General features: G+C 34.2%; 10 protein-coding genes. 8 read left to right on the top strand and 2 right to left on the bottom strand.

Going from position 1 to position 15,177, the window contains the following annotated elements; all coding sequences use genetic code 11:
- Positions 1 to 176 precede the first annotated feature (176 nt).
- The 8 genes from AB1282_RS02470 (at position 177) to AB1282_RS02435 (ending at position 11,875) form a co-directional block, all read left to right on the top strand.
- Positions 177 to 1,457: a helix-turn-helix domain-containing protein gene (locus AB1282_RS02470; RefSeq protein WP_056468281.1), complete on the top strand. Its 1,281-nt coding sequence runs from the start codon at positions 177 to 179 to the stop codon at positions 1,455 to 1,457.
- Between the two features lie 150 nt (positions 1,458 to 1,607).
- A complete protein-coding gene (locus AB1282_RS02465) occupies positions 1,608 to 5,888 on the top strand; it encodes a S8 family serine peptidase (protein WP_429898348.1) in 4,281 nt (1,426 codons plus the stop codon).
- 309 nt (positions 5,889 to 6,197) lie between these two features.
- Positions 6,198 to 7,847: a DEAD/DEAH box helicase gene (locus AB1282_RS02460; RefSeq protein WP_056468286.1), complete on the top strand. Its 1,650-nt coding sequence runs from the start codon at positions 6,198 to 6,200 to the stop codon at positions 7,845 to 7,847.
- A 104-nt stretch (positions 7,848 to 7,951) separates the two neighbouring features.
- On the top strand, positions 7,952 to 8,908 hold the full coding sequence (gene glsA / locus AB1282_RS02455) for a glutaminase A (RefSeq protein WP_056468289.1): 957 nt from the start codon (positions 7,952 to 7,954) through the stop codon (positions 8,906 to 8,908).
- 626 nt (positions 8,909 to 9,534) lie between these two features.
- Positions 9,535 to 10,284: a sulfite exporter TauE/SafE family protein gene (locus tag AB1282_RS02450; protein ID WP_056468291.1), complete on the top strand. Its 750-nt coding sequence runs from the start codon at positions 9,535 to 9,537 to the stop codon at positions 10,282 to 10,284.
- Between the two features lie 112 nt (positions 10,285 to 10,396).
- Positions 10,397 to 10,888, top strand: a complete 492-nt coding sequence (locus AB1282_RS02445) for a DinB family protein (protein ID WP_056468294.1) — start codon at positions 10,397 to 10,399, stop codon at positions 10,886 to 10,888.
- An 11-nt stretch (positions 10,889 to 10,899) separates the two neighbouring features.
- The gene (locus AB1282_RS02440; RefSeq protein ID WP_056468298.1) at positions 10,900 to 11,376 is read left to right on the top strand and encodes a GNAT family N-acetyltransferase; all 477 of its coding nucleotides are present in this window, start codon (positions 10,900 to 10,902) and stop codon (positions 11,374 to 11,376) included.
- 16 nt (positions 11,377 to 11,392) lie between these two features.
- A complete protein-coding gene (locus AB1282_RS02435) occupies positions 11,393 to 11,875 on the top strand; it encodes a methylated-DNA--[protein]-cysteine S-methyltransferase (protein ID WP_056468301.1) in 483 nt (160 codons plus the stop codon).
- Between the two features lie 70 nt (positions 11,876 to 11,945).
- Here the strand turns inward: AB1282_RS02435 and AB1282_RS02430 are convergent, their stop codons facing one another.
- Positions 11,946 to 13,097, bottom strand: a complete 1,152-nt coding sequence (locus AB1282_RS02430; RefSeq protein WP_082459387.1) for an AI-2E family transporter — start codon at positions 13,095 to 13,097, stop codon at positions 11,946 to 11,948.
- 151 nt (positions 13,098 to 13,248) lie between these two features.
- Entirely contained in the window at positions 13,249 to 15,171 is a 1,923-nt protein-coding gene (locus AB1282_RS02425) for an LTA synthase family protein (RefSeq protein WP_056468302.1), read from the bottom strand.
- Between the last annotated feature and the right edge of the window lie 6 nt (positions 15,172 to 15,177).

Here is a 15,177-nt window from a genome sequence, read left to right as displayed (position 1 = left end):
TCTAATAATCAAATGTTATTAACGATTAAAACAAATTGACTAAATTTCTCAGAAATAAAATTATATCAAGTCTCGTTATAATGAAATTGTAATTAAATAGCTTTAAGAGGATGGGGCACTTATAACGCTCGGGAAAGAGCCGAAATAAATAAGAAGAAAATTGGTAGGTGAGAAGAATGAACGCAGCTCTATTTAAAGAAATTCAATGTAAATGCCTAGAGAAAGGCTGGACAAAAACTGATTTGGCTCAGGAGTCAGGTATTCATATTAGTGAAATAAGTCGTATTTTTAATCATAAACGCTCACTCACACTAAAATATTTGGATGCCATTTCAAAAGCTATTGGGTTGGAGGAAGGTACACTTTATTCATATTTTTATGAGGAGTGCTTTAATGAAGAACAAATTTTGGACAAGCGTAAAAGCATACAGTTTTTATTCAAATGCTTTACTTATGGTTACGAGGAACACTGTCAAAATCTGTTACATGTTATGACAACTGAAAAATCAGTTACGATTCAAATCGATTATTTGAATTATATTTTCTTCGTCGCAGAGGAGCTTTTTAAAGCTGGAAAAGAAGAAAAAGCTTTGTTTTTGTACGAGATTATTATTGAATGTGATTCGAAGGACGTTTTAGAACTGTTGGCAATTAGTTATTATAGGCGTTTTTATATTTTAAGAATGACAGAGGATGGTAAGCACGCATTGACATATGTGTTGGAGTATCTGTTTTGCATGCCGAAAAAGATTAGAATGGAAGCATATTTATGGATCTCAGCTTTCTATTATAGGCGCGAGCAATGGGAAGAGGTGCTTTACTACGCCGAGAGATTAAGTAAATTGGTTAAAAACGGAGAGTATTATGGAAGAGCACTTATGTATAAAAGCTTCGCACTTGCACGTCTTGGGGGCTCATTAGAAGAGATATTAGAACTTATAGAACAATATGCGGGGGTAAATGATTATTTTGCTGATATAGCTAACGGAAATCGCCTTGCTTCTTATTTAGATTACGGACAGCTGGAGTATGTAGATCAATATCTTAATTGGCTAGAAGATAGAGAGGATGTATATGTTGGATTACCAAAGGTTCTTGAAGCCTTTATCCGCTTGAATCGATTAGATGATGCTAAAAGAGTCTTAGATTTATATCAACATACAATTGAAGAATTGATAATAGATTCGGAACCATGGTTAAAGCAGAAGGTGCATTTGGATTTTCGTTATGCATATGCTTTTTATCAGTGTGAAAGCTTACAGCTACCAAATGGTTTAGATGAATTACTGGATGTGGCTTATACAGCAAATCAAATAGGCAATTTAGAAAGATTTAATAAATGCCTTCTCATTTATTGGAGATATAAGGACCATGCGACTTCAGACCAAATAAATAAGTATATACAATTATTAAGCATTAATGGTATTAAGGAGAGCTCCACGCGCAATTTTGCATAGTCTTGTTATATTTTATTTGAAGAAGTTGAGATTGAGGTGATTGATTAAGAAAATTAAAAAAAAACACTATTTGACGTAATTTTCAGAAAATAAAATTGTATCAAGTTTCAATATAATGAACTTATTAAGAAAAGAAAGTAGGGATAGTAGTTGAAAAAGAAAATGTTTAGAAATGTTACAACATTAGCATTAACAACAGGACTTATCAGTACTACAATGACACCAGGTTCCTTTTCACAACAAGTTCATGCACAAGCAACTTCAAAGATTGAACAAGTATTAGCAAATCTCACTCCACAACAGCGTGAGGCAATTAAGCAATTGAAGGTAAGTGACAAAGAGGGACTTCAATTATCTTCTGAAGTCGATCAAACAAGTGACAAGCTTACTCCTGTCATAGTTGAGTTTAAGGACAAGCCACAGCAGACGGCGGTTTTAGAAGCAGAGTCAGATGGTACAACTCTAACAGCTGCAGATGCAAAAGCAAAAGTAGATGCTTCACACGAAACATTCCAAAAAGATTTAAAAACAATTTTTAGCAGTGAAATAAAAGCAAAGAAAAATCCATATTCAATTAAACGTTCATATAAAAAAGCATTTAATGGAGTTGCAATGACAATTCCAGCTAATAAAATAAAATCTCTTCTTAAATCAAATGCAGTTAAAGCAGTCTATAGTGATTTACAAGTTCAAGTAGAACCACCGTCTATAAGCGAATCATCATCATCAACAGGTCAAGCTGCAAAACATACCATGGTAACATTTCCTGGCGTTGAAAAACTTCACCAAGAAGGGTTTACAGGAAAAGGTGTAAAAGTTGGTATTATTGATACTGGGATTGATTACAATCACCCAGATTTAAAAGGCGCTTTCAAAGGTGGTTATGATTTCGTCGATAATGACAGTGACCCAATGGAAACGACATATGCAGATTGGCAGAAATCTGGGGAGTCTGAATTTGAGTCAAGCGGTGAAGCTTACTATACTGAGCACGGAACACATGTAGCAGGAATTATTGCTGGACAAGCAAAAAATAATGCAGATTTTGCTGTAGAGGGTGTTGCACCTGAGGCTGATATATATTCTTATCGTGTTTTAGGTCCATATGGTTCCGGTTTTACATCAGCTATTTTGGCAGGTATTGATAAAGCAGTATCTGATGGCATGGACATCATTAATATGTCACTTGGAGCAAACTACAATGATCCATTATATCCTACGAGTATTGCTGTAAACAATGCTGTACTTGCAGGGGTAACAGCGATTGTCGCTGCTGGTAACTCTGGGGACAGAATGTATTCACTTGGCGCTCCTGGTAATGCTCCTTTAGCAATTACAGTAGGTGCAAGTGACACGTCTGTTACAATTCCAAGTTTTTCAGGTGCATTGCATCCTTCAACAGGCGATATATCCGTTGATCTAAAGTTAGCGGCTCAAGGTTTAACCGATAACGTTGCCGATTTTGAAGGGAAAACTTTACAAATGGTGAATGTATCATATGGTAATGAACCTAGTTATTTTAAGCGTGATGGAAATGGTAATTCTGTACCAATCGATGTAAATGGAAAAGTTGTTCTGGCCCAACGTGGTAGCATTGGTATTACTCAAATTATTGCGACAGCTAAATCGCATGGAGCAAAAGCAGTTGTATTATATGATGCAGATGTTCCTTTAGGTGACGTGTATCTTGGAGATGCATACGGCTTACTACCAACATTTTTACTGAGTAACGCACAAGGAAAAGCTTTAGCTGCTAAATTACCTGTAGCTGGTGCATCAGCAGGTATACCTTTAGACTTTACTTTTAGTAATATGAAACAAACAGTGACTGTGGGCGATAAATTGGCACCATTCAGCTCACGTGGTCCATCCCGTGTGTTATATGATATTAAACCTGAAGTAACAGCACCTGGTGTATCTGTATTCTCTACTGTTCCTTCTTATATGCATGGAGCAGATCAAATAGGAAACTATCAATATGCTTACGAACGTTTATCAGGAACTTCAATGGCAACTCCAAACGTTGTTGGGGTTGCAGCATTATTAAAGCAAGCTCACCCAGACATGACTCCTTCAGATATTAAAGCAACACTTATGAATACAGCGGATCCATTATCTGATAAATACAGTGTTTATGAAGTTGGGGCAGGACGTGTAAATCCTTATGACGCTGTTCATGCAGCGACGGAAATTCAAGTAAAAGACAAAACTTCAACTGTAAAAGATAATGCAAGTAATAATGGTGGAACTACTTTAGCAAGTAAGGGCATTAAACAAATTAAAAATATTACTGGTGCAATGAGCTTTGGTGAACAAGGAATTAGTGGTAAGGATTTGACAGATCAACGTTCAATCACGTTATTTAATAAAAGCTCAGTAGATAAAACATATGATGTGAAAGTACAATTCCAAACGTTAAGTGCAAGGTTTACAGGCGACTCAAGAGCAGATCAGGATGCTACTGCTAATGGCGTTACATTAGATGTTAAATCATCTGTAAAAGTGAAAAAATATAGCAGTGCGAATATGGATGCTACGATTAACATTCCTAAATCGGCAAAGCTTGGAACATATGAAGGTTATGTAGTATATACAAACCAAAAAGATCCTAATGAATCATATAAAATTCCATTTGCTATTCACACAGTAAAAGAAGGTATTGATTATTTGACTGGTAATCCACAAGCATTTACAGTACCTTATGAAGCGGCAAGTAATGCAACAAGATGGTCAATTGGCGTAAACTTTAAATTAAATTCTCATATGCGTTATTTTGATTTCTTCCTTGTCGATCCAAAAACAGACAAAGAAATCGGATTCTTAGGATCAGCTGACGGAATGGGAGCAGATGAAAATATTGAGTATTATTTCCGTGGAGTTCTAAATAGTGGTCAATATTATCCATTAACTGGTGATCCGGACAATCCAATTGCGTATGATCTTAAAGAGATTGACCCAGGGTTATATAAAATTAGAATGGTAGGTACAAACGATAAGGGCGAAACGTTCACTGCAGATGCACCGGTTTACAATGGGGTGAAAGAAGCAAAAGTATCAATGGATAATATGACAGCTGGAGGCATTTACGAAACGGCTAATCCAACCGACACGAAAGTTACTGTATCAGGTAATGTGTTTGATAAAGAAATAGACGAAATGAAGGCAGCAGGTATTAAAGCTTCTCAAGGCGATAACAACTTTACTTACTATAATCCAAATAATTCTCAAGAGAAAAGTATACCACTAGATTCACAAGGTAATTTCAATGCTGATATACCTTTAAGTACATCTGGTCCAATTGTCAATGCCATTACTGAGTACGACTTCTCAGATTATAGTAAATCAACTGTTCGAAACTACGGTAGTTTCATTGATGCATATTTTGTTAGAAAAGGAACGGCTTATACTACAGCAATCGCTGATAAACAACGTATAAATATGGGTGAATCAACAACTGTTACGTTCTCTACAAAAAATGTCAAAACAAATGTGAAGAAAGCTGAATTCACTTTCCTTTATCCAAGTCAGTACCTTGATTTAGTCAATGTACAACCGAATGCTGCATTTAAAGGTAAACTAGATGTTCAATATACGACTACTCCTTCTAGTACTACGAAAACTAAATTGACGGTTACTGCAACGGCAACAGGTGACTTAGCGAACACTGGAATTGTTGGCGATGTATCATTAGTAGACTTAACATTTAAAGCAAAAGACTTATACTACAAAGGACCGATGAACTTCTATAATGGAACAGGTTCAAGTAGATTCTTTAACGCAGTTTATACAAATGTGGATAATACGACTGTAACGACACAAGGTATTCAACCATATTTCTATATTACTCCGACATATTCACTTATGAGAGGATCAGTCCAAGCAGAAGGATTAATGATGTTTGGTGGTTTAGAGCCTGAAATGAAACAAGTTGATTATAATAAAGCAGGTACAAAAATTAGTGTGAAAGATTCAAATGGTAAAGAATTTGGTGTAACTGATCCGTTAGGTTATTCTCAAGGATTCTCATATTCATTTAGAACAAGATTACCAATAACAGATGATGATTTTACGCTTAAAATTGACGTGCCAGGTCACTTTACATTCTCGAAAGATTTTAATATTGGCGTAAAAGAAGATGGAAAAACGACAGCAGGATCGAAACCAATTAACTATGACTATATACCTGGTGGAGACGTAAATAAAGATAATGTCATAGACGTAAAAGATGCAATCTACATCCAAACGTATTGGGGTACAAATAAGCGTGATGCTGATATTAACTATGATGGTATTGTTGATGCAAAAGATATGCAATATGTCATCAATAACTACTTAATGCAAAATCCTTGGAATGATAATTCGCCAAAAGCAGCTACGAAATATAAGGGCAAAACATTGGATGATGTTTTACAAGCTCTTGGATTAGAGTAATAGAATAACTAGTAAATCGGTAACCATTATTTGGTTACCGATTTTTTTATTGTTGAAACAATACGAAATTGGAAAGGTAGAAATATTTCGTTAAAAAAATAGGCAGGGGCTTGATTATTTCACCGATTGATTGAGAAAAATAAATTGATGGAGCAAAAATCTGATCGAATTGACTAATTCAGTTAAATAGGATTATTTATAAAAGATTAATAAACGTTGTGATACAATGGATTAGTCGTTTTTTGAGTAAATATATGAAACAACCATTATTATTTATAATGATAGAAAATAGAAAGTAAGGTAAATATAATGAATAAATTTTCTAGTTTAGGTTTAAGTGAGGAATTAACTGAGTATTTAACTGAATTAGGGATAACAGAGCCTACTCCGATTCAAGAAAAGGCTATTCCGATCGTATTTGAAGGGAAGGATTTAATAGGACAGGCGCAAACAGGAACTGGTAAAACATTTGCATTCTTATTTCCAATCCTTGAACGAATTAATTTAGAATTACCACATACCCAAGCATTAGTAGTTGCTCCAACAAGAGAATTGGCTCTACAAATAACTGCTGAGGCTAAAAGGATTGTTAGTGATGATTTTGGAGTACTTGCTGTATATGGCGGACAAGATGTTGAACAACAAGCCCGTAAACTAAAAAGTGGTGCACATTTAATCATTGCAACACCTGGTAGACTTTTAGACCATTTAAGACGAGGAACAATAAATTTAGATAAAGTTAATTTTCTAGTGCTTGATGAAGCAGACCAAATGTTACATATTGGATTTTTACATGAGGTAGAAGATATTATCAATCATACTCCAGTATCAAGACAAACTTTATTATTTTCTGCTACAATGCCAGATCAAATCCAATCACTTGCAAAGCGTTACATGAAAAAGCCGGAAATTATTAAAGTAAAAGCTAAAAGAATTACACTAGATGAAATTGAACAATTGATTATTGAAACAACAGATCGCGGAAAACTTAATGCCTTATTGAATCAAATCAAAGAAGCAGAGCCGTTTCTAGCTATCATTTTTTGCAGAACAAAAAGAAGAGCTAATAAATTAAATGAACAGCTTAAAGGAAAAGGTCTTTTATCTGAAGAACTACACGGAGATTTAACTCAAGGCAAGCGCGAAAAAGTTATGAAATTGTTCCGTGAAGCTAAAATACAATATCTTGTAGCAACAGATGTAGCAGCTAGAGGAATTGATGTCGAAGGTGTTACTCACGTGTTCAACTATGATATACCACTGGATACAGAAAGCTATGTACATCGAATTGGAAGAACAGGACGTGCAGGAGATACTGGTATTGCGATTACCTTTGCTACTCCAAAAGATTTTCAAGATATGAGAGTAATTGAAAAAGAACTTAATCTTTCAATTAAGAGAATTGAAATGGAAAGAGGAGAAAGTTCGGACAGAGCGGATAGAACCAAAAATGTAGGTAGAGAAGAAAGAACAAGAAATGCTGGTAGAGTAGAAAGATCGAGAAATGCAGGCAGAGCAGAAAGAACAGGAAATGCTGGTAGAGAAGAAAGAACAAGAAATGCGGGTAGAGCGGAAAGAACGGGAAGTGCAGGCAGAGTAGAAAGAACAGGAAATGCCGGTAGAGCGGAAAGAACGGGAACTGCAGGTAGAGAAGAAAGAACAAGAAATGCGGGTAGAGCGGAAAGAACGGGAAATGCAGGTAGAGAAGAAAGAACAAGAAATGCGGGTAGAGCGGAAAGAACAGAAAATGTCGGTAGGGCAGAAAGAACGGGAACTGCAGGTAGAGCAGAAAGAACGGGAACTGCAAGCAGGGCAGATAGATCAAGAACTGCAGGTAGAGCGGAAAGAACAGGAAATACTGGAAACTCAAGAAGAGGCGAAAGAACAGATAGTGTAGGAAGATCGAGAAGTACAGGAAGACCAAGAAATGAAGGAAGATCAGGTAGGAGAAGTAGATAATAAAAACGGGAAGTTTAAGTAGGGAGTTAATTGTTGTAGGCATACTCTTAAAAGTGATTTTGGGAGTATCCTTTCCCTTAAAAATGAAATAAACAGGTGATTTTATGACGCAGAATGGATTTCGAGAGGAAAAAGAAGTTCACCGGATGGAGGAATTGAAAGTCCTTATTGAAGATGCAAAGGAGTTTATCCAGTACGGAAAAGTAGCTAATTATATTCCTGCTCTTGCAAAGGCAAATAAAAAGGATTTATCGTTGGCTGTGTTTTTGCCGGATGGACGACATTTTGAAGCTGGTAATACGAGCATTCGTTTTACTTTGCAAAGTATTTCGAAGGTAATTTCGCTAGCTTTAGTTTTAATGGATCGTGGAGAAGATTTTGTATTTGAGCGAGTAGGTATGGAGCCTACAGGTGATCCGTTTAATTCGATTGCAAAATTAGAAGTTAGGTCAGCTGGAAAGCCGTTAAATCCAATGATTAATGCAGGGGCTTTGGCAGTTACAAGTATGATTAAAGGTCATAGTATAAATGATCGCTTTCATCGATTATTAAACTTTATGAGGATTTTAACTGATAATAAAGAACTTTCTTATTCGAAAGAGGTTGCTACATCAGAATTTGAAACAGCGCACTTGAACAGATCGCTTTGCTATTTTATGAAAGAGCATGGAATTATTACTGAAGATGTTGAATTGTTATTAGATTTATATACAAAACAATGTTCAATCGAAGTAAACTGTTTAGAATTGGCGAGAATTGGACTTATTTTTGCGCTTGATGGTTGGGATCCAATTTCAAAAACGCAGCTTATACCTGAAAAAGTAGCAAAGATTTGTAACACTTTTATGGTTACTTGTGGCATGTATAATGCATCAGGTGAGTTTGCGATAAAAGTTGGAATTCCTGCTAAAAGTGGTGTTTCTGGCGGTGTTATGGGTGCGGTACCGCGCCGATTTGGAATTGGTGTTTATGGACCGTCACTTGATGAAAAAGGAAATAGTATAGCCGGTATAAAATTATTAGAGTTACTGGCTTCGCGATATAATTTGAGTATTTTTTAAACATAGAGGACTGTCTATAAGTCAGGTTAATTGACGGATGGGCATGTCCTTTTTATGTTGAGGTGAGGTATCTCGTCAGTATTATTTAATTGTGATGGATTTTGATGTCACTCTTTATAGAGAACTAGTAATTTCTTTCCGTTTTTTATCCGATTAGAGTGAACTTAGAGCAATTTTAGCTACATTAGTACAATTATTATGTTTTAATACCTATACTACTATAGGTAATTTTCTATCTTATTTGCGATTCTTGGGATTTTAATTGCAGTTTTGTTATTTTTAATTGCGATTCTCGAATTTTATTTGCAGTTCTGCCATTTTTATTTGCGATTTTCGAATTTTAATTGCAGTTGGCCGTTTATTTGCAGCTATTCTTCATTTAATTGCATAGTTAGTTCCCTTTCCCTTATTTGCGTTCCTCCCACACTTATTTACAGTGTTTCCTTAAATTAAGTTATACATTTTATCGCATTCTACACTATAGTGATAAAGTCCCGAAACCCCTTTAATTTTCCTCCTTAGTCCTACTATTCCATAATCATCTACATAAGATGAGGACTTTTGTTTCCCTTTTTTCGAATATTTTGTGTATATTAAAGAGAGATGTAAAAAAGGGAGATAGGAAAATGGACTCACTATTATTACTTTTTATTTTAGGAATCGGTGCAGCAGTAGTTGGAACATTGGCAGGTGGTGGGGGATTAATTACACTTCCGATGATGATTTTTCTTGGCATTCCTATTCAAACGGGTATTGCCACAAATAAGTTTGCCTCGGGATTGGGGTCGTTTAGTAGTATTCTTTATACAATTAAAAAGAAAGATTTTAAGGCTTCAGTCATTTTTCAATTTATATTAGTTTCAATCATTGGTGGGGGAATAGGTGCATTTGTAACAAGTATGTTAGATGAACATGTGATGAATATAGTCGCATTAGTTTTATTAGCTGGCTCATTATGGTTAACATTTGCTAGTAAAAAGTGGAGCTATGAAACTACGAATAAAAGTGGTGTTGAAAAGCAAACATTGCTAGATAGGGGCATCTTAACAGGGATTGGTGTTTATGACGGGGGCTTCGGTCCAGGTTCTTCAACATTTGCAATCTTGTATTTTATTAAAAAAGGCTTTACTTATGTTAATGCAGTTCAGTTAGCTAGAGTATTAAATTTTGGGAGTTGTTTATCAGCATTCATCATATTTTATATGACAGGTCACTTCCAATGGAAAATTGCAGTGACGATGGCTGCTGCTTCAATTGTTGGTAATCAAGTAGGGTTAAGATTTGCAGAATTTGTTCCAATGAAGCTAGCTAGAATTTTATTGATTTCAGTTTCTGTTTTATTAATTGTTCAAGTAAGTCTTAAGTTATTTGTATAAAGGAATCAAGGTCTGTGTGTATATCCGCAGACCTTTTATTATTTTGTTTAAAGGTGATTTTTACCACTCGGTAGAATAGCTTAATTAATCAATATTTTAAGAGGTGATTGTAGTGAATCTGAAGGAATATCAATGGGTAAAAGAAAATCGTGAAGCATTATTAAATTTTTGTGGTGAATTAAAGCAAGAGGATTTTACTCGTAAATTAGACGGGTTCGGTTTCCAAAGTGTAAGAGAAACGCTACTACATATGGCTGAATGTTATATCGCATGGATTGGATCTTTTATATTATTGAAAACGAAAAAGCCAATTACGCCAAAGGAAAACATTGTAAATATTAGTCTTGATGATATTAAATCAAGATTTGAGCAAGCTGATTTATTCGTAAGTGAATTATTGGATATGACAGTTGAACAATTAAATAAACCAATTGATAGAAAAATTCCATGGAGAGATCATAATGAAGAAATATCATTCACACCGATGAAATTGCTAGTACATACGATTACACATGAATATCATCATAAAGGACAAATTGTCGCGATGACTCGACAGATGGGTTATATTCCACCTAATACTGATGTTTTAGGTACAAAGGATTAAGGAGAGATAAAATGAATCTGAGATTGGCAGAAATAAAAGATATAGATCAATTAATTAAGATGAGATGGGACTTTACTTTGGAAGATTATGAGACCGGAAGAATGAAAGAGAGCGAATACAATGAATTTTACAGTGAATGTCGTGATTTTTTATTAAATGCAATAGACAGTAAACAGTGGTATATATGGGTTGCTGAAATGGAAGGTACAATTGTTTCCCATATTTATATTGAACTTGTACAAAAAGTACCCCGACCTGGTAGAGTGACTTATCCTTTTGCATTCATGACGAATGTATATACATTAAAGGATTATCGGGGGAAGGGGATTGGAGGTAAATTAATCTCCAAAGTAAATAAATGGGTAAGCGAAATGAACTTCGAATTTGTTATTGTTTGGCCGAGCAAGCAAGGAGTTAATTTTTATAAGCGGAATGGTTATAATCAATGTATTGAAGCAATGGAGTACTTTCCAAATATAGATAAATAATATAGGAGAATGATTTATGAATCAATTAGATACAGCTTATATAGACACTCCGTTAGGTATATTAAGGATCGTTGGAAATGAAAAAGGAGTAGCATATATTGATTTTGTCAAAGAAGATAATAACGAAATTCAAAAAATAGTACCACCTTCTTTGAAGGATGCAGGAAATGAGTTGATTGAATATTTCAATGGATCTAGGAAGGAATTTAGCATTAAATCGATTGCAAAAGGAACTCCTTTTCAAGAAAGTGTGTGGAGAGAACTCGTTAAGATTAAATATGGAGAAACTGCTTCGTATGCCGATATTGCTAACCGAATAGGAAACCCAAAGGCAGTAAGAGCAGTCGCGAATGCAAATGCAAGAAATCCATTAAGTATCATCGTTCCATGCCATCGGATTATTGGGTCAAATGGGAAGCTAACAGGCTATGCTGGTGGCCTGTGGAGGAAAGAATGGCTCTTAAATAGAGAGCAGGGAAGAGAGACGTTTAAATTGTAAAAAGAAAGAGCAGGAATAACGGAAGTGTTAAGAGTGAATATCACTCCAACTTCATTATTCTTGCTCTTATTTATTCTTTTTGATCGTTATCGTTGTTAATGTTTATTTCGATATTTGTTTCAACATCGTCATCAATAATTTTATCCGCGAATTTCGCTTTTTTCCTTAAATTGATGATTCTAGTTATATTAACAATCACTACTTTAAATATTGCGTATGTTGGCACAGCTAAAACCATACCAAGTACACCTGCAAAGTTACCAGCGAATAATAATAATAAAATAATCGTTAAAGGATGAATATTTAACTTTTTCCCCATGATATATGGTGAGATTAAGTTGGAATCAATTTGTTGAACAATTAAAATGATCAGTACTACGAATAAAGCTAATTTAGGAGAAATTAGAAAAGCAACGATCACTGCAGGAGCTCCACCAATAAACGGGCCAAAGTAAGGGATAATATTTGTAATAGCAGCTACTAACGCTAAAATTAAGGCATTAGGTATACCGATAATACTATATCCAATAAATGTTCCAATTCCAACAAAAATACAAACAATCGTTTGACCTTGAATGTAAGAAGCCAGTGTTTCACTTGTTTCATTAGCAATATGAATTGCTTCTTTCCTTAAGCTTTGCGGTAAAAAACGAGACATTGCATCTGGAAACTTGTGACCATCCTTAAACATATAAAACAATATAAATGGAACTGTTAAGATGATTAACGTTACATTACTTAAAATATTGAAAAACGCACCAATTCCACCAGTTATGCCACCGATAAATACTAGGGCATAGTCTGCAACTTTCTTTTCTAAATCTTTAATTTCAACGTAATTTTGACTTCCTAACCATTTCTCTAATAGCCCAATCTTATCTGTTGCTTCATTTACAATTGTTGGCATATTATTTACTAAATCTTTAAATTGTTGAGTTAAGGTTGGGAATACATTAATGATAGATACTACAGCAATTAAGATTAATCCGAGATAGAGAAGAAGAATGCCTATTGAACGGGGCACTTTTTTTCGCTCTAAAAAATCAACTATTGGTGCGAATAGGAAATATAGAAAGATTGAGACAAGTATTGGAGCGAATAAAGTACTAACTAAAATGGCAATTGGTTGAAATAAGAATGATATTTTTGTTCCAACGAATAAGACTAAGAATAATAATAGTAGTTCGATCGTCCAAAATAATAACTTAGAGTTTTTATACAATTAATATCCTCCCACTATATTTTGATTAAAAAAACTTATGTATAAATACCATATTATAACAAAAAGAGATGCTTGTAAAAGCATCTCTCGGTGTATAGATAAAATACTAAAAATTTGATTTTCAGACTGTGAGGTTCTTTTGAAGTACCTTTTATTGATTTGGTTCAGTTATTGTTTTCATTGTACCTGTTTTATGCTTGTTGCCACTGTAGAAACGGAATAAATCACCGTAAACAATATTATCTGAAAGTGTAAGCTCTTTTTTTGCTTTATCAATTAATAGTTTCGCATCTTGATCAGGAACTTCAACTTTTTCGGCAGTTAAACGATTATAAAATTCATTTGAGCCAGCTACATAATAATATTTATTTGTAACGAAACTTCCGTCACGGAAAACAATAAATTCCGAATAATCTGGGCTAAATAAATCTTTACCAAATTCGATATCATTTTTTGTATCAACACCTAATAGATGAAGAATCGTAGGTTTTACATCTATTTGACCAGCAACCTTTGAGATTGTTTGACCTTGTGTTTGCTTAGGTAAATGAATAATAAATGGCGTACGTTGTAAATCCATATGGTCATATGGAGTAATTTCGTCTTTACCTAAGAACTGAGCCATTGCGCGATTGTGGTTTTCAGAAATACCGTAATGATCTCCATACATTGCAATAATTGTATTATCATATAGACCTGATTTTTTCAGACCTTCAATAAAGTGTTTAATTGATTCATCCATATATCGTACTGTCGTTACATAACGATCAAGTGTCTCGTCACCAGAATTATATTGATCAATGTATTGATCTTTAGGATCAAGTACGAAAGGATAGTGGTTTGATAAAGTTAAAAATCTAGTATAAAAAGGTTGTTTCACTTGTGATAAAAGAGGAAGTGATTGTTCAAAGAAATCTTCATCTTTTAATCCCCAGTTTACCGAGTTTTCATCAGTAATATTATAATCTACTTCATTAAAGTAGCGATCATAACCTAAAGAAGGGTACATTACATTTCGATTCCAAAAGCTTTTATTATTTGCATGGAAAACAGCTGAATAATATCCTTGATCTTTTAAAATTTCAGGTGTAGCCATAAATTCGTTATTTGCGTGTGTGAAATAGACAGCACCGCGATCTAATGGATATAAAGAGTTATCAATAATGAACTCAGCATCAGATGTTTTTCCTTGACCAGTTTGATGATAGAAGTGGTCAAAATAATAACTTTCTTTAATGTATTTATTTAAAAATGGTGTTATTTCTTTACCATTAACCTTTGCACCAATTGTGAAATTTTGCATTGATTCCAAAGAAATAACAATAACATTTTTTCCTTTATATTTACCGAAAAGCTTTGCATTTGCTTTTACGCCGTTACTATTTACATAGTTTTCAATTTCAGTTAATTTACTACTATCCGCAAAGGCTTTTTGCGTTGAAGTTTTTGTTTGAAGTGATAAATCATAGCCTTGGTAAACATAAAGTCCAAGATTTTTTACTAGCATTTCACGATCAAACGAACGAGTAAGCAATTCAGGTCTTTCCATTTCAGCCAAACCTAAGTTTAAAACTGCAATTGCAATCGTAATTAAATAATAAGTTGACTTCATAAATGAAGGAACTCGACCTGTGTTTGAAAATTTAGGAAATTTCTTCGAGATCAAATATAGGATAAGGATATCAACAAACATAAAAATAATTTTAAAGCTTGCTAGTTCTTTTACACTTGATCCTAAATCTCCCATATTACTAGTTTGGAACAGCACTGGTAAAGTTATGAAATCATTAAAGAATCCGTAAAATAAAACGTTTCCACATAATAGCAAGGTTAAAATAAAATTAATCAAAAGAGCAATCGTATTACGTTTTTTCCCTTTGAAAAAAAGTGCAATCCCTACAAGAAATAAGGAGGATGCTAAAGGGCTAATAAATAATATTACATTTTGAAAGACTGTATCAATTTTTAAATCGAATCCAAACAGAGTAACAATATACGTTTTTAGCCAAACTACTAACGCAACCAATAATACGAATCGTACGCGTAAAAATGTTGCTTTAAATGAAGTAGGCATAGTCTA

The sequence above is a fragment of the Gottfriedia sp. S16(2024) genome, assembly GCF_050473765.1.
Classification (GTDB): Bacteria; Bacillota; Bacilli; order Bacillales; family Bacillaceae_G; genus Gottfriedia.
The sequence above is the reverse complement of the archived record's forward strand: the minus strand, read 5'-3'. Positions and strand labels throughout refer to the sequence as shown.

Bases quoted from the DNA above. Each gene is read 5' to 3' on its own strand.
- glsA (WP_056468289.1), top strand. From the start codon at position 7,952: ATGACGCAGAATGGATTTCGAGAGGAAAAAGAAGTTCACCGGATGGAG.
- AB1282_RS02440 (WP_056468298.1), top strand. From the start codon at position 10,900: ATGAATCTGAGATTGGCAGAAATAAAAGATATAGATCAATTAATTAAG.
- AB1282_RS02470 (WP_056468281.1), top strand. From the start codon at position 177: ATGAACGCAGCTCTATTTAAAGAAATTCAATGTAAATGCCTAGAGAAA.
- AB1282_RS02425 (WP_056468302.1), bottom strand. From the start codon at position 15,171: ATGCCTACTTCATTTAAAGCAACATTTTTACGCGTACGATTCGTATTA.
- AB1282_RS02460 (WP_056468286.1), top strand. From the start codon at position 6,198: ATGAATAAATTTTCTAGTTTAGGTTTAAGTGAGGAATTAACTGAGTAT.
- AB1282_RS02435 (WP_056468301.1), top strand. From the start codon at position 11,393: ATGAATCAATTAGATACAGCTTATATAGACACTCCGTTAGGTATATTA.
- AB1282_RS02450 (WP_056468291.1), top strand. From the start codon at position 9,535: ATGGACTCACTATTATTACTTTTTATTTTAGGAATCGGTGCAGCAGTA.